Here is a 21842-nt window from a genome sequence, read left to right as displayed (position 1 = left end):
CCTTACTCTTGCGAGCCGGACAGCTTGGCCTTCAGCAGCGCGCCGAGGTTGGTCGTACCGGCCGATGCATCGGCGGAGAGCTGGCTCATTGCAGCCTTTTCTTCGCCCATGTCCTTCGACTTGATCGACAGGTTGATCGAACGGTTCTTGCGATCAACGTTGATGATCATGGCTTCGACTTCATCACCTTCCTTCAGGACGGTGCGGATGTCTTCGACGCGGTCACGCGACACTTCGGTAGCGCGCAGGTAGCCTTCAACTTCGTCGGTCAGGCCGATGACAGCGCCCTTGGCGTCAAGCGACTTGACGGTGCCGCGGACGATGGTGCCCTTGTCGCTGGTCGACACGTAGTTGTTGAACGGATCGCCTTCGAGCTGCTTGATGCCGAGGCTGATGCGCTCCTTGTCGATGTCGATCGACAGGACCACGGCTTCGACTTCGTCGCCCTTCTTGAAGTTGCGAACGGCTTCTTCGCCGGTTGCGTGCCACGACAGGTCCGACAGGTGGACCAGGCCGTCGATGCCGCCCGGCAGGCCGACGAACACGCCGAAGTCGGTGATCGACTTGATCGCGCCCTGCAGCTTGTCGCCCTTCTTGAAGTTCTGGCCGAACTCGTCCCACGGGTTGGCCATGCACTGCTTCATGCCCAGCGAGATGCGGCGCTTTTCTTCGTCGATGTCGAGGATCATGACTTCGACTTCGTCGCCCAGCGAAACAACCTTCGACGGATGGACGTTCTTGTTGGTCCAGTCCATTTCGGACACGTGCACCAGACCTTCGATGCCCTGTTCGATTTCAACGAATGCACCGTAGTCGGTCAGGTTGGTGACCTTGCCGAACAGGCGGGTGCCCGACGGGTAGCGGCGCGACAGGCCAACCCACGGATCTTCGCCGAGCTGCTTGAGGCCGAGCGAGACGCGATTCTTTTCCTGGTCGAACTTGAGGACCTTGGCTTCGATTTCGTCGCCGACAGCCAGCACTTCCGACGGGTGCTTGACACGACGCCAGGCCAGGTCGGTGATGTGCAGCAGGCCGTCGATACCGCCGAGGTCGACGAATGCGCCGTAGTCGGTGATGTTCTTGACGATACCCTTGATGACCGCGCCTTCGCGCAGGGTTTCCATGAGCTTCTGGCGCTCTTCACCCAGCGACTCTTCCAGTACGGCACGACGCGAAACCACGACGTTGTTGCGCTTGCGATCGAGCTTGATGACCTTGAACTCGATCTGCTTGCCTTCGTACGGGGTGGTGTCCTTGACCGGACGGATGTCGACGAGCGAACCCGGCAGGAAGGCGCGCAGGCCGTTGACCATCACGGTCAGGCCGCCCTTGACCTTGCCCGAGATGACGCCGGTCATGACCAGACCCTTCTCGAGGGTGTCTTCCAGCTCGATCCACGCAGCCAGGCGCTTGGCCTTTTCGCGCGAGAGCTTGGTTTCGCCGTAGCCGTTTTCGATGCTGTCGATCGCGACGGTAACGAAATCGCCGATCTTGACGTCGAGTTCGCCTGCGTCGCTCTTGAATTCTTCAACCGGAATCAGCGATTCCGACTTGAGGCCGGCATTGACGGTGACGAAGTTGTGGTCGATCGCGACAACTTCGGCGGTGATGACTTCACCAGAGCGCATTTCCTGATTTTGAAGGCTTTCTTCAAACAGGGCGGCAAAGCTCTCCATCGAGCCAAAAGCAGTTTCAGTAGTCATTGAGAAAATGTTCCAAACCTCCCTACTGACGCAGGGAGCGGGGGGTAAGTTGAACTTCATCGGCACCGCCTTGCGCAGCGCCGATCCCTTGCTTCAAAAATACGACGGCGCCGGTTACGGCAACGCCGCAACCGGTCACAGCCGTGATTTTATTGAATTCTCTTTTTTACTTCAAGCGTTTAGCAAACTTTCCCACCAACGGCAGACCTGATCGACCGCCTCGTCGATACCCATTCCGGTCGTATCGAGCAGCAGCGCATCGGGCCATTGCTGCAGTGGCGCCACCGCACGGGCGCGATCGCGGGCGTCGCGCGACTCGAGATCGGCGGCGATCGCGGCCAGATCGGCCGGCTCGCCACGCTCGCGCAACTGCTTGCAGCGCCGCTCGGCCCGCGCCTGCGCCGATGCGGTCAGGAATACTTTCAGCCGCGCGTCGGGAAACACGACCGAACCCATGTCCCGGCCGTCGGCGACCAGCCCCGGCGCCCGGGCAAACGCATGCTGGCGCGCCAGCAGCGCCGTCCGCACCGCGGGCAGCGCCGCGACGATAGAGGCGCCGATGCCGACCGATTCGCCGCGGATGGCCTCGGTGACATTTTCACCATCGAGCAGGATCGCCGCGCCGTCGAACTCGACATCGAGTTCGCCAGCCAGCCGGGCGACGTCGACCTCGTCGCGCCAGCGCAAGTCGCGGCGCTCGGCCGCCAATGCGGTCAGCCGGTACAGCGCGCCCGAATCGAGGTAGTGAAACCCCAGCGCAGCCGCAACGCGCTGCGCGACCGTGCCCTTCCCCGACGCAGACGGACCGTCGATGGTGATGACGGGAACAAGCGACATACTCAACTCCAATGAAAAACCGGCGGCCTTGGCCGCCGGCGCATGAACAATACGACACTCAATCCTTGAGGATGGCTTCGATGCGCGCCAGTTCGTCGGCGCTGAAGTCGAGCCGCTCGACGGCACCAACGTTCTCGACGATCTGCTCGACGCGGCTGGCACCGATGATGACCGAAGTCACCGTCTGCAGCGCCCATGCCAGCGCCATCTGCGCCAGGCTCTGTCCGCGCTCGACGGCGATGTCGTTCAACGCCCTCACCTGTGCCAAGCGCGCCTCGACCTTGTCGGCCGTCAGGAAAGGGTTGTCGGCGGCCGCGGCGCGCGAATCGGCCGGAATGCCGCCGAGGTAGCGACTCGTCAACACCCCTTGCGCCAGCGGGCAGAAGGCGATCGAACCGATCCCTTCATCGGCGAGCACCGTCGTCAGTGCTTCGGCATTCGCACCGTCGGCCGGGCGCTCGATCCAGCGGTCGAACATCGAGTACGACGGCTGGTGGATCAGGCACGGGGTGCCGAGCTGCTTGAGGATGCGCGCCGCATCGCGCGTCTGTTCGGCCGAGTACGACGAGATGCCGACGTAGAGCGCCTTGCCCTGGCGGACGATCGCGTCGAGCGCGCCCATCGTCTCCTCGAGCGGCGTATCGGGGTCGGGGCGGTGCGAGTAGAACACGTCGACATAATCGAGCCCCATGCGCCTGAGGCTCTGGTCGAGACTGGCGATCAGGTATTTGCGGCTACCGAGATCGCCGTACGGGCCGTCCCACATCTGCCAGCCGGCCTTGGTCGAGACGATCAGTTCGTCGCGGTGCGTGCGCAGGCCATCGGCAAGAACACGACCGAAGGTTTCCTCGGCGGAGCCAGGGAGCGGGCCGTAGTTGTTGGCAAGGTCGAAATGGGTAATCCCGAGGTCGAACGCCTTGTGGATCATCGCCTTGCTGTTGTCGAACGCCTTGTTGCCGCCGAAGTTGTGCCACATCCCCAGCGAAACCGCCGGCAACATCAGGCCGCTGCGGCCGCAACGGCGATAAGGCATGCGGCCGTCGTAGCGCGCGGTATCCGGTACATAACTCATGCGTCTCTCCTGAGTGTCGGCGCGAAACCGTCGCGCCGGGACGGTCATTTTCGGGCACGCCCGCCCCACTCGGCCCGCGCCTTGCTGGCACGGTCGATATAGGATTTCAGCGCATCGGCGTCACCAGCCTCGATCAGCGCGGTCAGCCGGTTCAATGCCTCGGTATTGGCACGCAGGTCGGCCAGCACCGCACTGCGGTTGGCCATGGCGATATCGCCCCACATGTCCGGGTGCGAGCCGGCGATGCGCGTGAAGTCGCGAAATCCGGTCGCGGCGAAATCGAGGCAGGCGGCGACGTCGGGTTTGTCGAGCAGCGCGTTCATGTATGCGAACGACAGCAGGTGCGGCACGTGGCTGACCGCCGCAAAGATGCCGTCGTGCTCGGCCGGCGTCATCTCGAACACTTCGGCGCCGCACGCTTCCCACAGGGCGCGGGTGCGCGCAACCGCATCGGCGGCGGTTTCCGGCAACGGCGTCAGCACGACGCGGCGCCCCTCGAACAGCCCGTACTGCGCCGCGGCGGCGCCAGACAACTCGGAGCCGGCAATCGGATGGCCGGGCACGCAATGCGACAGCTGTCCGGCAAGGTGCTCGCGATACAGCGCGGCAACGTCCTGCTTGGTCGAGCCGCCGTCGGTGACGATGCAGTCGTCGGCCAGTACCGGCGCGATCTCGGCCATCAGCCGCCCCATCTGCCCGACCGGCGTCGCCAGCAGCACCAGGTCGGCACCGTCGACCGCTTCGGCCGCGACGTGCGAGGCGCTGTCGATGACGTTGAGGTCGAGTGCGCGCGACAGGTTGGCCGCATTGCGCCCGACGCCGACCACGTGCCGGACCAGTCGGGCCCGCTTGAGCGCCAGCGCGAACGAACCACCGATCAGGCCGGTGCCGAGCAGAACCAGTTTGCGAACAGGAGTCATCGGGTCATCGCTCCGCCAGCCGGCGGGCATTGGAAACGGAAATGCCGCCACCCGGAAGGCAGCGGCGAGGCATTCATCGGCGTCACTCCCGGGTCGGCCCCGGAAGCAGCGCCGGCCATTTTAACGGCATTGCGCGATCAGCGACGCGTTTCCAGCGTTTCGATCAGGATCAGCTTGCGGTTCGGCGCATCCGCAGGCGGGTTTTCGACACGCTCCTCGCGGACCTTGACGGTATAGCCGACGCCCGGTTGCGGCTCGAAACCCTCGATGCCGAAGTACATCAGCTGCCAGTCCTTGGCGCCCGGCTCGCGCACCTGCAGGCACTCCATCTTGCCGACACCGGAGCAGGTCTTGCGCTCGGGCGAGATTTCCAGCACGCGTTCGACACCGGCCGGGGCAGCGGCATCGGCGCGCACCAGCGAGATCAGGTTGCCCGCGTCGTTGCTGAAGATCAGCTTGCCTTCCGCCAGCGAGAACGACTTGGCACCATTGAGCACCTGATGCATCGCATGTTCGTACGTTGCGGTTTCGTTCTGGATGCACGCCATCATCGTCGACGCCAGCGGGCCGACCTTGAGCGGCTTGACGCCGTACTCGATCTGCCCGGTGAAACGGTTGCAGCCTGAAAAACCGCTGATGCGCGCGCCGTCGATCTTCACCGTCAGCTTGCCGTCGTCGCCGAAGCGCTGGACGCTGCCGTCGTACACCAGCCGCTCGACGCGATAGTCGCCGTCGAGCATCGAACGCGCCTGCGCGCCGGACATCATTGCCAGTGCCAGCGTGCCGACCATCAGGCCGCTGCGAAGTATCGATTTCTTCATGTCTGTTCTCCTTGCGTTCAAATCGTACGGCCGACGGCCTTGGCGATCGCGCCAAGCGTCACCATCAGTGCCTTGAGTTCGTCGGGCGTCAGCGCCTGGTCGGCGTCACACCACGCATCGCACGGGTTCGGGTGCATTTCGATCAGCAGCCCGTCGGCGCCGGCCGCAACTGCCGCCTGCGCCAGCGCCGGAACCATCCATGCCTTGCCGCCGGCGTGGCTCGGGTCGACGATCACCGGCAGATGGGTTTCGCGCTTGAGCATCGGAATCGCCGTGACGTCGAGCACGTTGCGGTAGGCGGTCTCGAAGGTGCGGATGCCGCGTTCGCAGAAAATGATGTTGTGGTTGCCGCCGGCGGCGATGTACTCGGCCGACATCAGCCACTCGGTCACTGTTGCCGACAGCCCGCGCTTGAGGATGATCGGCTTGTTGACGCGGCCGACCTCCTTGAGCAGGTCGAAGTTCTGCATGTTGCGCGCACCGATCTGGATCACGTCGACGTCGTATTCCATGAAGGTGTCGAGCATCCGCACGTCCATCAGCTCGGTCACGATCGGCAGCTTGTGCCGTTCTGCCGCGCGCTGGAAGTACTCGAGCCCCTGCACGCCGAGTCCCTGGAATGCGTAGGGACTGGTGCGCGGCTTGAACGCCCCGCCGCGCATCATTCGGCAGCCGGCGGCGGCGGCGGCATCGGCCGCGATGTTCATCTGGTCCTGCGTTTCGATCGAGCACGGCCCCGAGATCACCTGGATCTGCTCGCCGCCGATCGGAATGCCGCGCACCTTGATGACCGAACCCTGCGGATGCGAATCGCGCGAAACGATCTTGTACTGCTTGGTGACGCGGTTGACGCGTTCGACGCCGGCCATGATTTCGAAATGGCCCGGGTTGATCCGGTCCTCGTCGCCGATGGCACCGATGATCACCAGCTCGGAGCCGCGGGAGACGTGCTCCCGCAGGCCGGCCTTGCGAATTTCGTCAACCACCGCCGCGACCTCCGCGTCGCTGGCATGGTGCTGCATCACGATAATCATTGTGCTTGTCCGATTTGGGGTCTGGCCTGCGTTTACGCTAGCAGGCGAATAGGCTGAACATCGTCGCAATACTCGGCGCAGGCGACAACCGTCATTTTACCTTGCAACGTTCATGCTGATGGTCTTGCCCGGTAGCCCCGCCTGGCACACGAGGCCGCCGATCGCCGACACGGCCGCCGCCAGCGCGAAGACGGTGACACCGGAAAAATCGCGCCACAGAAAGCCGGCAATGACCCCGCCGAGACTGCCGCCGATGCCGAACGATGCGGCGATGTACAGTGCCTGCCCCTTCGCGGCATGGGCGCCGGCGAAATGCCGGTGCAGATAGCCCATGGCCACCGCATGATGGCAGGCGAAGGTAAACGCATGGCCAAGCTGGGCGATCACCAGCAAGGGCAGACTGTGCGCGCCGAATGCAATCAGCAGAAAGCGCCCTGCCGCGATCGCAAAATCACCGACGAACAGCGTCTTCGGCGACAGGCGCGCATTCAGCCACGGCATGGCCATGAACAGCCCGACCTCGGCCAGCACGCCGACGGCCCATAGCCAGCCGATGGTCGACTGGCCGACGCCGTGTTCTGACAGGTGGATCGAGTAAAAGCTGTAATACGGCCCGTGCGCCAGCGACATCAGGAAGCAGCCGGCAAAGAAGATCCACACTTCGCGCCGGCGCAGGATGGCGCCGAAGCCGGCAGCGCCCTCGTTCGCCGCAGGCCGGGCCGGCGACTCGGGCAGGCGCCAGCAGTACACCGCCAGCCCGGCCATCGTGCCGACCACGGCCAGCGAAAACACGTGTACGCCGCTCGCTTCGATCCAGTAGCCGGCGCCGAGCGACGCCGCGATGAAACCGATCGATCCCCACACCCGCAGCCGTGCATAGCGGCCGCTGTCGCCGGACAGCCTGGCGATCGCCAGCGACTCGACCAGCGGCAGCGCCGCACTCCAGAAAAAGCTCGCGAACAGTACGGCAATGAACATCGGCCAGAACGTGTCGACGGCGAGCAGCGGCAGAAAGCCGAGCAGGCCGGCGACGCCGGCCAGACGCAGGATCGTGCGACGACGACCGCTGCGGTCGGCCAGCCAGCCCCAGATCGCCGGCGCATAGATCCGGTTGACCTGGGTCAGCGAGGTCAGGATGCCGATCTGCCACGCCGGCAAGGCCAGCGCAGCAAGATAGAGCCCCCAGTACGGCGAGAACAGCCCGTTGAAGGCGAAGTAGCAGAAGTAGAAACCGCCGATGACGGCGACACCGCCAGCCGGCGGCTCAGCCTTCACGGAACTGCTGGGCCGCGACGCGCAGGTAGTAGAACATCGACACGATGGTCAGCACGCCGGCGATGTACAGCGCGATCGCACCGATCAGGTCGGTCGGCACGCCCGGCAGCAGCGGTCCGCTCCAGAGCAGGAACAGGATCGCGAGCATCTGCGCGGCGGTCTTGAGCTTGCCGATGTAGGCAACGGCGACGCTCTTGGTCTTGCCGAGCTGGGCCATCCATTCGCGCAAGGCCGAGATGGTGATTTCGCGGCCGATGATGATCACCGCCAGCCACGCCGGCGCACGGCCGATTTCGACCAGCAGGATCAGCGCCGCGGCAACCATCAGCTTGTCCGCGACCGGATCGAGAAAGGCGCCGAAGCTCGACGTCTGGTTCCAGCGCCGGGCCAGATAGCCGTCGAACCAGTCGGTCAGCGCCGCGACGGCGAAAATGGTCGCGCCGATCATGTTCTTCATTGGCATGCTGACCAGCACATCGGGCAGGTAGAACAGGCCGACGAAAACCGGAATCAGCGCAACGCGCAACCAGGTCAGCAGGATGGGCAGATTCAGGGGCATCGGTGCAACGTCGGCAAGGCAGGAAAGTACCGCATTCTAGCGTTTGCCCCGGTTGCGCGAAACACACAATCGCATCCGCCCCGGGGCATGTCGGTGAACGATGCTGGCGGCGAACGCCGCCTGGGCTTCGGCGTGACAAACGGCGACACCGGTACCGGCCGCGATTGACAATAAAACGATCGTTTGACACCGTGGCGGGCATTGCTCCGGGAGCCCCGCTCAAATGAACGCACGCCTGCTGCGCCACCTGATCAACGGGTGGCCCCCTTTCCTGCTGACCGGCATCCACGCCACGCGGATTACCGACGACTTCCGCGAGGTCGACGTCGAGTTGCGGCTGCGCTGGTACAACCGCAACTATGTCGGCACCCATTTCGGCGGCAGCCTGTTCGCGATGACCGACCCCTGGTACATGCTGATGCTGATGCACGTACTCGGCCGCGATTACTACGTCTGGGATCAGGCCGCCGGCATCGATTTCCTTGCCCCCGGGCGCGGCGTCGTGACCGCGCGCTTCCGGCTCGACCAGGCCACGCTCGACGACATCCGCACCCGGACCGACGGCGGCGAGAAATATCTGCCGCAGTTCCGGATCGACATCGTCGACGCCAGCGGCGAGGTTGTCGCCCGGGTCAACAAGACGCTGTACGTGCGCAAGAAGCCCAAGGCACGCGAACCGCTGCCGAAGGCGGCGGCCGGCTGAGCCCGGCTGGCACAAACGCGGTCGCGGCGGCAGAATCACGCCTCGAACGACAAGACGAGGATCTGCCCGATGCAACACGTGATCGACGCCACGCGCGACTGGCTGGAAAAGGCCGTCATCGGGCTGAACCTGTGCCCGTTCGCCAAGGCCGTTTACGTCAAGGAGCAGGTCCGCTACGTGGTCAGCGAAGCGCGCCACCTCGATGCTTTCCTCGAGGAGCTCGACCGCGAGCTCGATCTGCTCGCAGCGAGCGACCCGGAACGGATCGACACGACGCTGCTGATCCACCCGACACTGTTCGACGATTTTCTCGTCTTCAACGACGTCGTCGGCATTGCCGAGGAAGCCGTGGGCGAGCACGGCCTCGACGGCGTGCTGCAAGTCGCCAGTTTTCACCCGCGCTTCCAGTTCGCCGGCACCGAACCCGACGACATCGGCAACTACACCAACCGGTCACCGTACCCGACGCTGCACCTGCTGCGCGAGGACAGCATCGCCCGTGCCACAGCGGCGTTCCCCGATGCGTCGGTCATTTTCGAACGCAATATCGCTACGCTCGAAAAGCTCGGCCACGCCGGCTGGGATGCGCTGCAAATCGGCCCAAAGGAATGAACATGCACATTCGCGAAACCCGCCCCGACGATCTGCCCGCACTGTTCGCGCTGCGGGCGCAGACACGCGAGAACGCCCTTGGCGTCGAGGAGCTCGCCGGCTACGGCATCACCCCCGAATCCAGTGCCGCAGCGATGCAGCGAGACGAGATCAAGGGCTGGCTGTGCGAGGCCGACGGTAGCATCGTCGGCTTTGCCAGCGGCGATCGCGCCAGCGGCGAGATGCTGGTGCTGGCGATGCTGCCCGACTACGAGGGCCGCGGCATCGGCAAGGCGCTGCTCGATCACGTCGTCGGCTGGCTGCAATCGCTCGGCCACGCCCGGATCTGGCTCGTCGCCAATCCGGACCCGACGGTCCGCGCCCACGGCTTCTACCGCCATTGCGGCTGGACCGCCACCGGCGAGCTGATCGGCGGCGAAGAAGTCATGGAGTACCGAGGCGTTCAGCCGCGCAGCGCCGCGTAGATCTTCTCGGCCAGCGCGGCGTTGATGCCGTCGACGAGCATCAGGTCGTCGACACTCGCCGCCTTCACGCCCTGTAACCCGCCAAAGCGCGCCAGCAGCCGCTGCCGGCGCTTCGGGCCAACACCGTCGATGTCCTCGAGGCTCGACGCCACCCTCGCCTTGGCGCGGCGCGCCCGGTGGCCGGTGATCGCGAAGCGGTGCGACTCGTCGCGGATCTGCTGCACCAGATGCAGGCCGGGATGGTCGCGCTTCAGGTGTTTGACCTCGTGCGTCGTCGCCAGAATCAGTTGCTCGAGCCCGGCCTTGCGTGTTTCGCCCTTGGCGACGCCGATCAGCGTCGGCTGCGTCAGCCCGACTTCGGCCATCACCGCCTCGGCCTGCGTCAGTTGACCCTTGCCACCGTCGATCAGGATCACGTCGGGCACCACGCCCTCTCCGGCGGCGATCTTGCCGTAACGGCGCTCGAGCACCTGCTTCATCGCGGCATAGTCGTCGCCGCCGGTGATGGCCCCTTCACCACTCGTGGGGATGTTGTAGCGGCGGTATTCCTTCGGCTGCATGTCGCCGCGGTCGAACACCACGCAGGATGCAACGGTCAGTTCGCCCATCGTGTGCGAGATGTCGAAACACTCGATCCGCTGCGTTTCTTCGGGCAGGTTCAGCGCCTCGACCAGCGCCGCAAGCCGGCCGGCCTGCGTCGCGGACTGGCCGAGCCTGAGCGCGATCGCCAGCTCGGCGTTCTTTCTGGCCATCTCCAGCCAGACCCTGCGCTCGCCATTCGGGTTGCTGTTGAGCCGCACCGCACGTCCCGCCTGGTCCGACAGCAGCGAGGCGATCACCTCGGCATCGGGCGGGGCGGGGTCGCACAGCACCATGGGCGGAACGCTGCGATCGAGATAGTGCTGCGCCAGGAAGGCCGACAACGCGTCGGCCGCGTCGTAGTCATCGGCATGACTGGGGAACAGGTTCTTGTCGCCGACGTGGCGTCCGCCACGCACCATCGCCAGGTTCACGCAGACCATGCCGTCCTTGACGACGCAGGCCACGATGTCGGCATCGCGCTCGCTGGTGTTGCTGGAGACGAACTGTTTTTCCTGAATCTTGGCCAGCGCCTGGACCTGATCGCGCAGCATCGCCGCCCGTTCGAAATCCCAGCTTTCCGACGCGGCCTGCATCTGCTGCTGCAGTTCGTCCAGCAGCTCGGTGGCCTTGCCGCTGAGGAACAGCGCCGCGCTGTCGACATCGTGCCGGTACGCCTCCGGGCTGATCAGGCCGACGCACGGCGCCGAGCAGCGCTTGATCTGGTGCAGCAGACAGGGGCGCGAGCGATTGGCAAACACCGTGTCCTCGCAGGTGCGCAGCTTGAACACCTTCTGCAGCAGCTGCAGCGACTCCTTCACCACGTAGCCGTTCGGGAACGGCCCGAAGTACTGGTTGCGCTTGTCGAGCGCGCCGCGGTAATAGGCCAGCCGCGGTGACGCGTGGCCGCTGATCATCACGTAGGGATAGCTCTTGTCGTCGCGGAACAGGATGTTGTACCGCGGTGAAAGCGCCTTGATCAGGTTGTTCTCGAGCACGAGCGCTTCGGCTTCGCTGCGCACGACCGTCGTCTCGATTTTCGCGACTTGCGCCAGCATCAGCCGGATGCGCGGGCCATGGTCGCTCTTCTGGAAGTACGAACCGACGCGCTTGCGCAGGTCGAGTGCCTTGCCGACGTAGAGTATGGCCCCTTCGGCATCGAGGTAGCGGTACACACCGGGCAGGTGCGGCAGCGCCTTGACGTGCTCGATCAGCGCGGCAAGTCGGGCATCGGTGGCCGGGGTGGCGGGTGTTTCAGCGTTCATCCGTTCATTTTACCGCGTCTGCGCTGCGGATTTCCCGAAGCGACAGATCGGCCGGTCGGGGTCATAATCCGCGCCTTTGTCCTCGCCGGCGATCCCGGCGCGGTCTATGACGCAATTGAGTCGCCCGCATGACCCGTGCGCAGCCCGAGCGGCGACCATACCCGGGAGTACGCGCCATGGCGCAACGCGACGGCTTTACATCTACTTTTGGCGTTCTGGTCGCCACGCTGGGCTCGGCGGTCGGGCTCGGTAACATCTGGAAGTTCCCCTACCTGACCGGCACCAACGGCGGCGCCGGTTTCCTGCTCGTTTACCTGCTGGCAACGCTGCTCGTCGGTCTGCCGGTGATGATCGCCGAGATCATGCTCGGCCGCACCGCCCGCGCCAACGCGGTCAGCAGCTTCGAGATCCTCTCGCCCAGGCAACCGTTCTGGAAAAGCATCGGCTATATGGGGCTGGTGGCCGCGGTGCTGATCCTCGCCTTCTACACCGAAGTGGCCGGCTGGGTGTTTGCCTATGTGGTCAAGAGCCTTACCGGCGCACTCGGCCACACCGATCCGGTTGCCGCCAAGGCAACCTTCGGCGCGCTCGTCTCGTCGCCCGCACAGGCGCTGCTCTGGCAATGGCTGGTACTGGCGCTGACCGGCGGCATCATCATGCTCGGCGTATCCAAAGGCATCGAGGCCGCGGCCAAGAAGCTGATGCCACTGCTGTTCCTGCTGCTGATCGCGCTGTGCGTCCGCAGCCTGACGCTACCCGGCGCGGCCGAGGGTCTGCGCTTCCTGTTCGCACCGGATTTCACCAAGATCAACACCGGCGTACTGCTGACTGCGCTGGGGCTGGCGTTCTTCAAACTGTCGATCGGCATGGGGACGATGCTGACCTACGGCAGCTACTTCCGCCCGGAGCAGAACATCCCGACCACGGCCGCGCGCGTCATGCTCGCCGACCTGAGCGTGTCGCTGCTCGCCGGGATGGCGATCTTTCCGGCCGTGTTCGCCTTCGGTTTCGAGCCGGCCGCCGGCCCGTCGCTGGTGTTCATGACGATTCCGGCCGTATTCGACAGCATGCCCGGCGGCAGCATCTTCATGACGCTGTTTTTCGTCCTGACTGCGGTGGCATCGCTCGGCGCGATCCTGTCGATTCTGGAAGTGCCGGTAGCAATGATGACCGAGCGCTGGTCGTGGAGTCGCAGGAAGGCCACGCTGGCCACGCTGGCCGTGATCGCGCTGCTCGGTGCACCGGCTTCGCTGTCGCAAAGCCTGACGCAACACTGGACGCTGTTCGGGCTGAATGCGTTCGACCTGTTCGATTACCTGAGTTCGAACGTGCTGCTGCCGCTCGGCGGCATCCTGATCTGCCTGTTTGTCGGCTGGCACTACGGGCTGCCCAGGCTGCGCGCCGGCCTGTCGAACGACGGCGCGCTCGACAACGGCAAGCTGGTGGGCGCGCTGTTCGTGCTACTGCGCTATATCTCGCCGCTGCTGATCGTCATCGTCATGTTCAAGGCGATCGGCGCGTTCTGAGTGCCCGCCTGCCGCGGGCGGAGAAAGCTCGGCCGGCAGGTCGAACGCCGGCGGACTGACGTCGGCGCCGGCTTCGAGCAGGTAGATGAAGGCCAGCAGCTCGGCCACCGCACGGTAGAGCTGCGGCGGAATATGCCGGTCAAGGTCGACCTGCATCAACAGCGACACCAGTTCGGGCGATTCGTGGACGAACACCCCGGCCGCGTGCGCCTTTTCGATGATTTTTTCGGCGGTCAGCCCCTGCCCCTTGGCAACGACGCGCGGCGCGCCACTGCCTTCGCCATAGGCCAGCGCCACCGCCTGCTGGCGGCTTTTGGGCTTATTCATCCGGACCGTCGACAATGGCCGGCGTCGCGGCCAGCGCCAGCCCCGCGGCAGCAAAGCGCGCAGCCAAGGCTGGTTGGCCGCCCTGCAGTGCCGCACGGGTCTCGTCGCTCGGTGCGATAAAGCGGATATTGAACCGCCCGCCCTGCAGCTCGGCCACGACCGACACCGACCCCAGTCGCGGAAGGTCGAGGTCGAGCCGGGTTTGCCAGCGCTTGAGCTGGGCATCATCCGTGGCGGCGGCATGTTCGTCGGCCGCTTCGACGTTCAGCGTCCAGCGCAACGGCTGGCCTTGCCACGCCTGCCCCTGCCAGATGATGCCGTTCTGGTCGAGGGTGTCGAGCTGCCGTTGCACGAGCTGGCCCAGCACGGCCTTGGCATCGTTCAGCCTGCCGTCGCCCGTTCCGCCGGCTGCGCCGGCATCGCGCGACACCGGCTCCCGCGCCTCCGGCAGGTTGTTCTGCGGCTCGCGCATCAACGCCTGCAGCGGCCGTTCGCCGCGCGCCCAGTCGGCCTGGTGCGATTCGTAGAAAATTCCGCTGTCGTTGACCACCTGCGTCAGACGTGCCGCCAGTTGCATGGCGTCGGGCGCCGCGCCGCGAGCCATCAGCGGCACCGGATCGACGCCGGCAGGCTTCCCTTCGCCGGGACGAAGCAGCTCGGCCAGCACCCGTGCCGCCGAACTGAGTGTCGTCGCCGGGCGCGGCGTCGCGTCGCCTTGCAGCAAGGCAAAGCGCAGCGTTGGCGAGGCCGAGACGACCTCAAGCTCGACAGTGGTGCCTGGCTCGGTATTGCGTGGCAGGTTGAGATCGAGCAACTGATCCTTGATCTGGACCAGAAAGCGGCCACCGGGCAGCTCGTTGCGCACGATGGCCTGAAGGCGCTCGCCCAGCGTCAGCAGCGGCGCTTCGGTCGGCGCCGGCAAGGTCCCGGCATCGATCAGCGGGGTCTGGCCCTGCAGGTATTGCTGCAGCAGGCCGATACTGCCCGGCAGCATCGCTATTGACGCCCCGGCTTGCGGTACAGCGCGATGATCAGGTCGACCTCTCCGCGCGACAGGCCGCATACCGAGGCCACCTGCGACGCCTCTGCGCCCTGCTTTGCCAGCCGGATCGCGTGCGCGTACGGCGACTCGGCCGGCAGCTCTTCATGCGGTTCGATGCCGCTCGCCACCGCCTCGACCTGCTGGGCAGCCAGCCTGATCTTGAGCCGCTCCACCTCCTGCCGCAGCGCAATGACCTCCTGGGCCAGCGCGTCGGCAGACGACACCCTATGGTGCGGCCAGTGCCAGCCATGCCGCTTGAGAAAGAACAGCAACTGCGCGACGTAAAACACGATCAGGGCCAGACTGATGTAAAGCAGTTGCTGCCAGGTGATCACAATGCCGTTCATGCTCGATGCCCTTGGGGCCGGAATTCAGCGATAGGCTCGATTCAGTTTATCGGTGTTGTGCAGGTTTTGCAGCGCCCCCTGCGACTCGTCCCGCGCCTGGCGGATCAGCGGCATCAGCGCCGCCAGCAGCGCCTGCGACTCGCGCAGCAAGGCTTCGGCCTGCGCCCGCTGTGGCGAGGCGCGCCAGTCGACCACCTGCTGCGCATCGGCAGCCGCATCGTAGCGGGCCAGTGCGTCGAGCACCGTATCGGGATCGCCGGAGTCGAGCGCAGCCTGCACGCCCAGCAGGCTGTCCCGCAGGGTGCGCAGCGCCGCGAGGGAATCAGGCGCGGCCATAGCTGAGCACGCTGGCCGAATCCTGACGCGGCGCCTCGGCCGCCTGTGCGGCTTGCGCTACCGGGTCGATCGCCTCCCACGACTGCTTGAGGCCGCCGAGCAAACCGAGCACTTCATCGAACAGCGCGACATCGTTGCGCAGATTGGCCTGCAGCAACTGGTTGCTGATGTATTCATACAGCGCGTCGAGGTTGTCGGCCAGCTCGCCGCCCTGGTTCTTGTCGAGCGACAGGCGCAGGCCGTCATCGACGATCGCAATCGCCTTCGACGTCGCCATGCCTTTCTCGGCGACATTGCCGGCCTCGAGATGCATCCTGGCCATCGCCACGGCCTTGATCGCGCCGTCGAACAGCATCGTCACCAGCCTGTGCGGGCAGGCAACGTCGACCGCCATTTCCACCGAGGTCTGGCCGTAGGCGTTCAGCGCTTTTTTCATTCCCAACATCAGTCTTTCCTTTTCAGCGTGCCGATCAGTTGGCCGACAGGCTAGCCAGCATCGCCATCAACGACGAACTGCTTTGCTGCATCTTGGTCAGCGTCTGGTCGAGCGCGACGTACTGCTTGCGCAGCCGGGCTTCGGTTTCGGTCAGCTTGGCGGTCATCGTGGTCCGCTGATCACTAAGCAGCTTGATGCTGCGATTGATGCCATCGGTACGGCTGTCGAGCGTGCCGCCCTTGGTCAGCATCTTGTCGAGCATGTCGTTGAGCTTGTAGCCGAAGCTGTCCTGGGTCGATTCCGGCGGTTTGGTCGGGTTCTTGGTCTTGTCATAGGCGCCGAGAAACGACAGTACCGAATCCAGGTTGTTGGTGACCGCCTTGTCGAGCTTGGTCGAATCGAGCGCCAGCTTGCCGTCCTGCTGGAACGAGACACCCAGTTGCGACAGCGTCTTGATCGCGTCGTCACCGCTACCGAACGACACACCCAGCATGCCCCGCAGCTGATTCTGCACGCCACGGACCGATGCATCACCCTGCAGGATGCCACCGGTCTTGGTTTTCGCGTCGTAGCCCGAAGCCGAGCTGATCGTGGCTTGCATGTCGTTGTAGGCCTTGACGAAGGCCGTCATTGCCGTCTTGATCGCACCACTGTCGCGCTGGGATGTCAGCGTCACCGGCGTGGACTTGCCGGCCGAATCGATCGTCGTTTTCAGCAAGTTGATCGTCAGGCCGCCAACTACATCCGTCAGCGTATTGCTCTGACTGACGACGTCGATGCCGTTGATCTTCGCCTTTGCATTCTGCGCAGCGTCGCCCGGCAGGATGCCGAAGCTGCCCGACGGTGCGGTCGGGTCGAACGCCAGTTCATTCAGCCCGGACGATGTTGCTGCGCCGGCATTCACGTCGAGCTTGAACGCCATTTTTTCGCCGGTCTTGGCACCGGTCAGCACCAGCCGCACGCTGTTGTCGGTCTCCTTGACGATGGACGCAGTCACACCGAGGTCGGATTTCTTGTTGATCGCATCGCGCACTTCACCCAGGGAAAGCTTGCCGTCCTTGTTGGCATCGCTCAGATCAACGGTCGCCGCCTTGACGTCCGGGTTGGTGGTAAATCCGCCGCCCGAGGCGGTGCCGAACGTAAACGTCAGTTTGAGTCCGCTCAGGTCACCTGTCGCGAGTACCGCATCGGCGTTCTTGTACAGCGGCGCGCCACCACCATCCGTGGCGTTGGTCGTGATGCGCTGTGCCTTGGCCAATTGCGACACCTCGAGTGCAAAGCTGCCGAGATCGGCCGTATTGCTGGCGGTGATCGTCGCGATGTCCGACGCGCTCGACGTCGTCTTCACACCGTTGAGCTTGTTGATGTCGAGCAACGCCGCCATGGCGCTCTGCAACCCCGACACCGCCCCCTTGACCGCGCCCAGCGCGCTCAGCTGCGACTGGAAGCTCACCTCCTTCGAGTTGAGCTTGGCGATCGGCTGCTGCTCGATCTGCATCAGCTGGCTGACAATCGAATTGATGTCGAGCCCTGAGCCGCCGTTCGAGGTAATCGTTGCCATGGGGTTTCCTTTTCAGACGTATTGCGAGGTCAAGCCTTGTCGCGCACCAGCAAGCCGCGGAGCTTGTCGATGCTTTTGGCAATGTTCAGCGCCTCCTCGGTCGGAAGCTGCCGGATGACTTCCTTCGATTGCGTGTCGATGACCTTGATCAGCGGGATCTGCGTGTCCTTGTCGACACTGAACTCGACACCCACTTCCGGCTGCATCGATTGCACCGTTTCATTCAATTTCTTTACTGCATCCTCGACCGCGGCGGCCTGCTGCTTTGGCGTCAGTGCCTGCACGGCATCCGGGTTGCTTGCAACGCTGCCGTTGGCCGACTGTACGGCCGCGGCAAACTGGGCAGCGGGCTGTCTTGCATCTCCGTATTGCTGCAGCGCCGGCGTCTGGGCCGGGGGATTGATCGACGAAATCGTCATGGGTTCCCTCTCCTGCAATAAAGCCCCGGCACACGGCCGGGGCTTATCAGTTTAACGCAAGGTCAAACCGTAGGCTTAGCCGCGGAGCAGGCTCAGCACCTGGTTCGGCAGCGCGTTGGCCTGTGCCAGCATCGCGGTGCCAGCTTGTTGCAGCACCTGGTTGCGCGTCATGTTGGCGGTTTCCGAAGCGAAGTCGGTATCGCGGATGCGGCTGCGCGAAGCGGAGAGGTTCTCCGACGTCGATTGCAGGTTCGAGATGGTGTTCTCGAAGCGCGATTGCACGGCACCGAACTTGGCACGTTCGTTGTTGATCAGCGAGAGAGCCGAGTCGACGGTCTTCAGGGCTTCGGTGGCGTTGGCGAAGCTGGTGATGTCCAGCGACGAAACCTTGTTCAGCGTCGAGTTGACCGTTGCTGCACCGACCGCGCCGAGCACGTTGGTGCCGCCAGCCGCCTGAACGGCCGAGAACGATTTTTCCGAGTCGAACGTCAGTTGACCGGTGACCAGCACGCCGTCGGCCGTGGTGTCGGCCGCGAGGGTGCGCGACGCGCCAAGCGCCGTGGTCTGGTCTGCCTTGAGTGCCTGGACCGAGGTCGTGCCGGCGTTGGCCGTGGCGGTATCCTGCAGCTTGATGTTCTCACCGGTGGCGCTGGTCAGGATGATGCCGCTGTTGTCGGAAGCGAGCGATGCGGTCACACCGGTCTTGGCCGACTTGTCGTTGAACGCGGTGACTGCGGCAGCCAGGCCGTCTGCACCCGAAGAAGCCGACAGCGTGAACGACACGGTTTCAGCGGTCGAGTTCTCACCCATGATCTTGAGGTTGTATGCGCCAGCAGCGCTGAAGCTCACCTTGGCATCGGTACGTGCCGATGCGGTCACGCCGGTGGTGTTCGATGCGTTGTTGACGTCTTGCGCAATGGTCTTGGCAGTTGCGCCGGTGGCGACGTTGATCGTCTTGCTGCCGATGAAACCGTTGACATCGAAGGCACCCGAGGTCACCAGCGACGCTTCCGAACCGGCACCGGCGACCGAGCCGGCACCCAGACCCGCGCCGGCCGCGCCGACCTGGTTGTTGCCGTAGTTGGTGGTGCGCAGGTTGGCTGCGCTGGCAGAAATCGTCTGGTTGGCATTGGCGCCGACCTGGAACTGGGCAGTACCGAACGAACCGTCGAACAGCTTCTTGCCGTTGAATTCGGTCGTGGTCGAAATGCGGTCCAGTTCGGAAACGAGCTGGGTCACTTCGTTCTGCAGCGACTGGCGGTCGCTGGCCGAGTTGGTCGAGTTGGCCGACTGCACGGCGAGCTCGCGAATACGTTGCAGCATGTCGCCGGCCGAGCTCAGCGCGCCTTCGGCGGTCTGGGACATCGAGATGCCGTCGTTGGCGTTGCGCTTGGCTTGATCCAGGCCGCGGATCTGGCTGGTCATGCGCTCCGAGATCGACAGGCCGGCGGCGTCGTCCTTGGCGCTATTGATGCGCAGGCCCGACGACAGGCGTTGCAGCGAGGTATTGAGGCTGGCTTGCGAGGTACCGAGGTTGCGCTGCGAATTGAGCGAAGCAACGTTGGTGTTGATGACTTGAGCCATGATGTTTCTCCGATAGAGAGACGATTATTTTTGGGAAGCCGGACCAGCGTTGCTGCGTCCTTGTTTGCCTTATCGTCACGCCGGGGCCGAACTTTAGCGTTTGCTTAAATTTTTTTGCTCGCATCGGCGCGGCGACCGGTTGCGAAGCGGCTTAGGGCACTTCCGAACGCGGTATAGTGACGCGCTCACTGACCGAGGAAGTCCAGATGTCCAAGCGCCCCTCACGTCGCATCAATCCCCCCCGGTCGATCAACGGCTCGAGTCGCGGCAAGTGCTGGCCGAACAGATGCACAACCAGGGCAATCCGGCGCCGCTGGAAGCGCTGTGTCGGGATCTGTTGCAAGATGATCACGGCAACGCCTATGCCTGCGCCAATCTTGGCGTTTTGCTCGAGGCCAAGTACGAATTCGGACAGGCGCTCGCCCTGTATGAGGCGGGACTTGCAGCGCACCCGGACAATTTCGAGCTGAACTTCAATCTCGGCAATCTGCTGCGCCGCCTCGGCGAAAACGAACGCGCGCTCGCCTACGCGAGTACCGCCGTCGAACTGGCGCCGGGGGATGCGCTGGCCTGGCTGTCGCTAGCAAGCCTCGCGCGTCAGACGCGCAGGTTCGACGACTCGCTGCAGGCCTGCCAGAAGGCACTGGCGATCTCGCCGGACCAGCCGCTGGCGCTCACGCATCTGGCCAACTACTACCTCGACACCGGCCGGCCCGGCGAGGCCATCCGCCACTACCGCAAGGCATTGGCCATTGCTCCCGATGCCGAGCTGGCCCACAGCAACATGCTGCTGGCCATGCAGTACGACGCAGAAACACCGCTGCAAGAAGTGGTCGATGCAAGCGCGGCGTACGCACGCAAGATCGGCGACGAAGCCAAGGATCCTGCCCCGTTTCCAAATGATCCTGCACCATGGCGCCGGCTGCGGCTTGGCTTTGTTTCCGGCGACTTCCGCAGCCATGCTGCGGCCTATTTCCTCGAACCGCTGCTGGCGCGGCTCGACCGCAGCCAGTTCGAGCTCTTCGGCTACAACACGCACACGACCAGCGATGTCGTGACCGAGCGCTTGAGCCGCTACTTCGATCGCTTCCAGTCATTTGCATCGTTCGATACCGACGCCCGCTGCCGGCAGATCCGGGACGACCGGATCGACGTTCTGATCGACCTGTCCGGTCATACCAGCGGACACGCACTGCACGTGCTTGCCTGCAAGCCCGCCCCCGTCCAGGTGACGTGGCTGGGCTACCCGGGCACGACCGGCTTGAGCAGCATCGACATCCGGATCACCGACGAGGTCGCCGATGCCTGCGCCCGGGACGGCGAGTACAGCGAGGCCCTGTACTACCTGCCGGCGCCGTTCTGCGTCTACCGGCCGTGCATCCGCAACCCGCTGCAGCGTTACTGGCCCGACTACCAGGTCAAACCCACCCCGGCGCTTAGCAATGGCTTCATCACCTTTGGCACCTGCAACAACCTGTCCAAACTCAGCAAGCAGACGCTCGATGCCTGGGGCAGACTGCTCGGGCGCATGGCGAATGCCAAGCTGCTGATAGAGGCAAACGGCCTGGAGAATCCGGAAGTCCGCCGGTCGCTGGTCGAGCGCTGCACCCGGAGCGGCATCGACGAATCAAGGCTGATCCTGATTCCGCGCACATCGACCAATCAGTACCTGACCTATCACCAGATCGACATCGCGCTGGACCCCTTCCCGCTCACCGGCGGCACTACCACGTTCGACACCTTGTGGATGGGGGTGCCGCTGGTTTCGATGATCGGCGACAGCTACCGCAGCCGGATTTCCACTTCGCTGCTGACCGCCACCGGGCTCGGCGAATGGCTGGCGAGCGATGAGGCCGAATATCTGGGCAAGGCGGTTGCACTGGCAAGCGATGTCAATGCACTCAACCAGCTGCGGCTGTCGCTGCGCGAGCATGTAGAACGCGGCCCGCTGATGGACGAGCAGCGCTTCGCCGTCTATTTCGACAATGCGCTCAGGCAGGCGTGGATCAACTGGTGCAACCACCAGGGGGCCGAAGTGGCGCCAGCCCCTGTAACGCCCCAGCAACAAGCGCAGGTATTCATCAGCAATGGCAATCGTGTCCCGCTCGAACAGGAATTGGCGCCGCTGGCCCGGTCGGTCGCCGAGCACAACTGGCCGCGGGTCTATCAGCAGGCGGAGCGGATTCTGGGTTGCCTGCCGCGCCAGCCCGACGCGCTGGCCGCACTGGCCGAGGCCGACTTTGCCAACGGCCACACAATGGCGGTCTGTTATCTGTCGAACGCGCTCGACGCTGCGCCGGATCGGCCCGAATACTATCTGCGGCTGATGGAAATGCTGATCGCCCAAGGTGAACACGCCGCTGCTCAGGGCATCGCGGCGCTGGCCGAAGCACGGTTTCAGCCGCAGTAACGTCGCCGCG

Annotated in this window: 23 protein-coding genes; 6 read left to right on the top strand and 17 right to left on the bottom strand. The window is 64.5% G+C overall.

What is annotated here, in order from left to right:
• Nucleotides 1–2: 2 nt before the first annotated feature.
• Nucleotides 3–1676 (bottom strand): 30S ribosomal protein S1, encoded by a 1674-nt coding sequence (rpsA, locus tag BJP62_RS01945; RefSeq protein ID WP_070525960.1) that lies wholly within the window; start codon nucleotides 1674–1676, stop codon nucleotides 3–5.
• A gap of 76 nt (nucleotides 1677–1752) precedes the next feature.
• Here rpsA and BJP62_RS18605 point away from each other — a divergent pair, with 76 nt between their 5' ends.
• A complete protein-coding gene (locus BJP62_RS18605; protein WP_168163775.1) occupies nucleotides 1753–1914 on the top strand; it encodes a hypothetical protein in 162 nt (53 codons plus the stop codon).
• Here the strand turns inward: BJP62_RS18605 and cmk are convergent.
• From cmk to pgsA, 7 genes are all read right to left on the bottom strand, one after another.
• Nucleotides 1875–2540 (bottom strand): (d)CMP kinase, encoded by a 666-nt coding sequence (gene cmk, locus BJP62_RS01940; RefSeq protein ID WP_070525958.1) that lies wholly within the window; start codon nucleotides 2538–2540, stop codon nucleotides 1875–1877. The two genes, BJP62_RS18605 and cmk, sit on opposite strands and share 40 nt — an antisense overlap.
• Nucleotides 2541–2598: 58 nt before the next feature.
• Nucleotides 2599–3612 carry an aldo/keto reductase gene (locus BJP62_RS01935; RefSeq protein WP_070525956.1) on the bottom strand — a complete coding sequence of 338 codons (1014 nt, stop codon included), beginning with the start codon at nucleotides 3610–3612 and terminating at the stop codon, nucleotides 2599–2601.
• A 44-nt stretch (nucleotides 3613–3656) separates the two neighbouring features.
• Nucleotides 3657–4532 carry a prephenate dehydrogenase/arogenate dehydrogenase family protein gene (locus BJP62_RS01930; protein WP_070532177.1) on the bottom strand — a complete coding sequence of 292 codons (876 nt, stop codon included), beginning with the start codon at nucleotides 4530–4532 and terminating at the stop codon, nucleotides 3657–3659.
• A 137-nt stretch (nucleotides 4533–4669) separates the two neighbouring features.
• Nucleotides 4670–5353, bottom strand: a complete 684-nt coding sequence (locus BJP62_RS01925) for an META and DUF4377 domain-containing protein (protein WP_070525951.1) — start codon at nucleotides 5351–5353, stop codon at nucleotides 4670–4672.
• A gap of 17 nt (nucleotides 5354–5370) precedes the next feature.
• Nucleotides 5371–6387: a 3-deoxy-7-phosphoheptulonate synthase gene (gene aroF / locus BJP62_RS01920; RefSeq protein WP_070525949.1), complete on the bottom strand. Its 1017-nt coding sequence runs from the start codon at nucleotides 6385–6387 to the stop codon at nucleotides 5371–5373.
• 96 nt (nucleotides 6388–6483) lie between these two features.
• Entirely contained in the window at nucleotides 6484–7662 is a 1179-nt protein-coding gene (locus BJP62_RS01915) for an MFS transporter (RefSeq protein ID WP_083300640.1), read from the bottom strand.
• Nucleotides 7652–8221, bottom strand: coding sequence for a CDP-diacylglycerol--glycerol-3-phosphate 3-phosphatidyltransferase (gene pgsA / locus BJP62_RS01910; RefSeq protein WP_070525947.1), 570 nt, complete (start codon nucleotides 8219–8221; stop codon nucleotides 7652–7654). Before pgsA ends, BJP62_RS01915 begins: the two co-directional genes overlap by 11 nt.
• A gap of 223 nt (nucleotides 8222–8444) precedes the next feature.
• Between pgsA and BJP62_RS01905 the strand changes: the two genes are divergently transcribed.
• The 3 genes from BJP62_RS01905 (at nucleotide 8445) to BJP62_RS01895 (ending at nucleotide 10000) form a co-directional block, all read left to right on the top strand.
• Complete coding sequence (locus BJP62_RS01905; protein WP_070525946.1) at nucleotides 8445–8924, top strand: DUF4442 domain-containing protein; 480 nt, start codon at nucleotides 8445–8447, stop codon at nucleotides 8922–8924.
• A 69-nt stretch (nucleotides 8925–8993) separates the two neighbouring features.
• The gene (locus BJP62_RS01900) at nucleotides 8994–9536 is read left to right on the top strand and encodes a DUF1415 domain-containing protein (RefSeq protein ID WP_070525944.1); all 543 of its coding nucleotides are present in this window, start codon (nucleotides 8994–8996) and stop codon (nucleotides 9534–9536) included.
• 2 nt (nucleotides 9537–9538) lie between these two features.
• On the top strand, nucleotides 9539–10000 hold the full coding sequence (locus BJP62_RS01895) for a GNAT family N-acetyltransferase (RefSeq protein ID WP_205700945.1): 462 nt from the start codon (nucleotides 9539–9541) through the stop codon (nucleotides 9998–10000).
• Here the strand turns inward: BJP62_RS01895 and uvrC are convergent.
• Entirely contained in the window at nucleotides 9979–11844 is a 1866-nt protein-coding gene (gene uvrC / locus BJP62_RS01890) for an excinuclease ABC subunit UvrC (RefSeq protein ID WP_083300639.1), read from the bottom strand. The genes BJP62_RS01895 and uvrC overlap by 22 nt on opposite strands.
• A 176-nt stretch (nucleotides 11845–12020) precedes the next feature.
• Between uvrC and BJP62_RS01885 the strand changes: the two genes are divergently transcribed.
• Entirely contained in the window at nucleotides 12021–13370 is a 1350-nt protein-coding gene (locus BJP62_RS01885) for a sodium-dependent transporter (RefSeq protein WP_070525940.1), read from the top strand.
• On the opposite strand, the gene BJP62_RS01880 is transcribed toward BJP62_RS01885, so the two are convergent.
• The 8 genes from BJP62_RS01880 to BJP62_RS19230 all read right to left on the bottom strand — a co-directional run bounded on the left by BJP62_RS01880 (nucleotide 13305) and on the right by BJP62_RS19230 (nucleotide 19422).
• Entirely contained in the window at nucleotides 13305–13697 is a 393-nt protein-coding gene (locus tag BJP62_RS01880) for an EscU/YscU/HrcU family type III secretion system export apparatus switch protein (RefSeq protein ID WP_070525937.1), read from the bottom strand. The genes BJP62_RS01885 and BJP62_RS01880 overlap by 66 nt on opposite strands.
• Nucleotides 13690–14691: a flagellar hook-length control protein FliK gene (locus BJP62_RS01875; protein WP_070525935.1), complete on the bottom strand. Its 1002-nt coding sequence runs from the start codon at nucleotides 14689–14691 to the stop codon at nucleotides 13690–13692. Before BJP62_RS01875 ends, BJP62_RS01880 begins: the two co-directional genes overlap by 8 nt.
• A 2-nt stretch (nucleotides 14692–14693) precedes the next feature.
• Nucleotides 14694–15086, bottom strand: coding sequence for a DUF2802 domain-containing protein (locus BJP62_RS01870; protein WP_070525933.1), 393 nt, complete (start codon nucleotides 15084–15086; stop codon nucleotides 14694–14696).
• A 24-nt stretch (nucleotides 15087–15110) separates the two neighbouring features.
• A complete protein-coding gene (locus BJP62_RS01865; RefSeq protein WP_070525931.1) occupies nucleotides 15111–15422 on the bottom strand; it encodes a hypothetical protein in 312 nt (103 codons plus the stop codon).
• On the bottom strand, nucleotides 15409–15867 hold the full coding sequence (gene fliS, locus BJP62_RS01860) for a flagellar export chaperone FliS (protein ID WP_070525929.1): 459 nt from the start codon (nucleotides 15865–15867) through the stop codon (nucleotides 15409–15411). Before fliS ends, BJP62_RS01865 begins: the two co-directional genes overlap by 14 nt.
• Before the next feature lie 25 nt (nucleotides 15868–15892).
• A complete protein-coding gene (gene fliD / locus BJP62_RS01855) occupies nucleotides 15893–17419 on the bottom strand; it encodes a flagellar filament capping protein FliD (RefSeq protein ID WP_070525927.1) in 1527 nt (508 codons plus the stop codon).
• 29 nt (nucleotides 17420–17448) lie between these two features.
• Nucleotides 17449–17838 (bottom strand): flagellar protein FlaG, encoded by a 390-nt coding sequence (locus BJP62_RS01850; protein ID WP_070525925.1) that lies wholly within the window; start codon nucleotides 17836–17838, stop codon nucleotides 17449–17451.
• 75 nt (nucleotides 17839–17913) lie between these two features.
• Nucleotides 17914–19422: a flagellin gene (locus BJP62_RS19230; protein WP_070525923.1), complete on the bottom strand. Its 1509-nt coding sequence runs from the start codon at nucleotides 19420–19422 to the stop codon at nucleotides 17914–17916.
• A 271-nt stretch (nucleotides 19423–19693) separates the two neighbouring features.
• On the opposite strand from BJP62_RS19230, the gene BJP62_RS01840 reads away from it, so the two are divergent.
• A complete protein-coding gene (locus tag BJP62_RS01840; RefSeq protein ID WP_070525921.1) occupies nucleotides 19694–21832 on the top strand; it encodes a tetratricopeptide repeat protein in 2139 nt (712 codons plus the stop codon).
• Nucleotides 21833–21842: the final 10 nt, after the last annotated feature.

This window comes from Jeongeupia sp. USM3, assembly GCF_001808185.1.
Taxonomy (GTDB): Bacteria; Pseudomonadota; Gammaproteobacteria; order Burkholderiales; family Chitinibacteraceae; genus Jeongeupia.
The sequence above is the reverse complement of the archived record's forward strand: the minus strand, read 5'-3'. Positions and strand labels throughout refer to the sequence as shown.

Excerpts from the sequence above, each read along its gene's own strand:
- rpsA (WP_070525960.1), bottom strand. The coding sequence starts at position 1,676 with ATGGAGAGCTTTGCCGCCCTGTTTGAAGAAAGCCTTCAAAATCAGGAA.
- cmk (WP_070525958.1), bottom strand. The coding sequence starts at position 2,540 with ATGTCGCTTGTTCCCGTCATCACCATCGACGGTCCGTCTGCGTCGGGG.
- BJP62_RS01935 (WP_070525956.1), bottom strand. The coding sequence starts at position 3,612 with ATGAGTTATGTACCGGATACCGCGCGCTACGACGGCCGCATGCCTTAT.
- BJP62_RS01930 (WP_070532177.1), bottom strand. The coding sequence starts at position 4,532 with ATGACTCCTGTTCGCAAACTGGTTCTGCTCGGCACCGGCCTGATCGGT.
- BJP62_RS01925 (WP_070525951.1), bottom strand. The coding sequence starts at position 5,353 with ATGAAGAAATCGATACTTCGCAGCGGCCTGATGGTCGGCACGCTGGCA.
- aroF (WP_070525949.1), bottom strand. The coding sequence starts at position 6,387 with ATGATTATCGTGATGCAGCACCATGCCAGCGACGCGGAGGTCGCGGCG.
- pgsA (WP_070525947.1), bottom strand. The coding sequence starts at position 8,221 with ATGCCCCTGAATCTGCCCATCCTGCTGACCTGGTTGCGCGTTGCGCTG.
- BJP62_RS01905 (WP_070525946.1), top strand. The coding sequence starts at position 8,445 with ATGAACGCACGCCTGCTGCGCCACCTGATCAACGGGTGGCCCCCTTTC.
- BJP62_RS01900 (WP_070525944.1), top strand. The coding sequence starts at position 8,994 with ATGCAACACGTGATCGACGCCACGCGCGACTGGCTGGAAAAGGCCGTC.
- BJP62_RS01895 (WP_205700945.1), top strand. The coding sequence starts at position 9,539 with ATGCACATTCGCGAAACCCGCCCCGACGATCTGCCCGCACTGTTCGCG.
- uvrC (WP_083300639.1), bottom strand. The coding sequence starts at position 11,844 with ATGAACGCTGAAACACCCGCCACCCCGGCCACCGATGCCCGACTTGCC.
- BJP62_RS01885 (WP_070525940.1), top strand. The coding sequence starts at position 12,021 with ATGGCGCAACGCGACGGCTTTACATCTACTTTTGGCGTTCTGGTCGCC.
- BJP62_RS01880 (WP_070525937.1), bottom strand. The coding sequence starts at position 13,697 with ATGAATAAGCCCAAAAGCCGCCAGCAGGCGGTGGCGCTGGCCTATGGC.
- BJP62_RS01875 (WP_070525935.1), bottom strand. The coding sequence starts at position 14,691 with ATGCTGCCGGGCAGTATCGGCCTGCTGCAGCAATACCTGCAGGGCCAG.
- BJP62_RS01870 (WP_070525933.1), bottom strand. The coding sequence starts at position 15,086 with ATGAACGGCATTGTGATCACCTGGCAGCAACTGCTTTACATCAGTCTG.
- BJP62_RS01865 (WP_070525931.1), bottom strand. The coding sequence starts at position 15,422 with ATGGCCGCGCCTGATTCCCTCGCGGCGCTGCGCACCCTGCGGGACAGC.
- fliS (WP_070525929.1), bottom strand. The coding sequence starts at position 15,867 with ATGTTGGGAATGAAAAAAGCGCTGAACGCCTACGGCCAGACCTCGGTG.
- fliD (WP_070525927.1), bottom strand. The coding sequence starts at position 17,419 with ATGGCAACGATTACCTCGAACGGCGGCTCAGGGCTCGACATCAATTCG.
- BJP62_RS01850 (WP_070525925.1), bottom strand. The coding sequence starts at position 17,838 with ATGACGATTTCGTCGATCAATCCCCCGGCCCAGACGCCGGCGCTGCAG.
- BJP62_RS19230 (WP_070525923.1), bottom strand. The coding sequence starts at position 19,422 with ATGGCTCAAGTCATCAACACCAACGTTGCTTCGCTCAATTCGCAGCGC.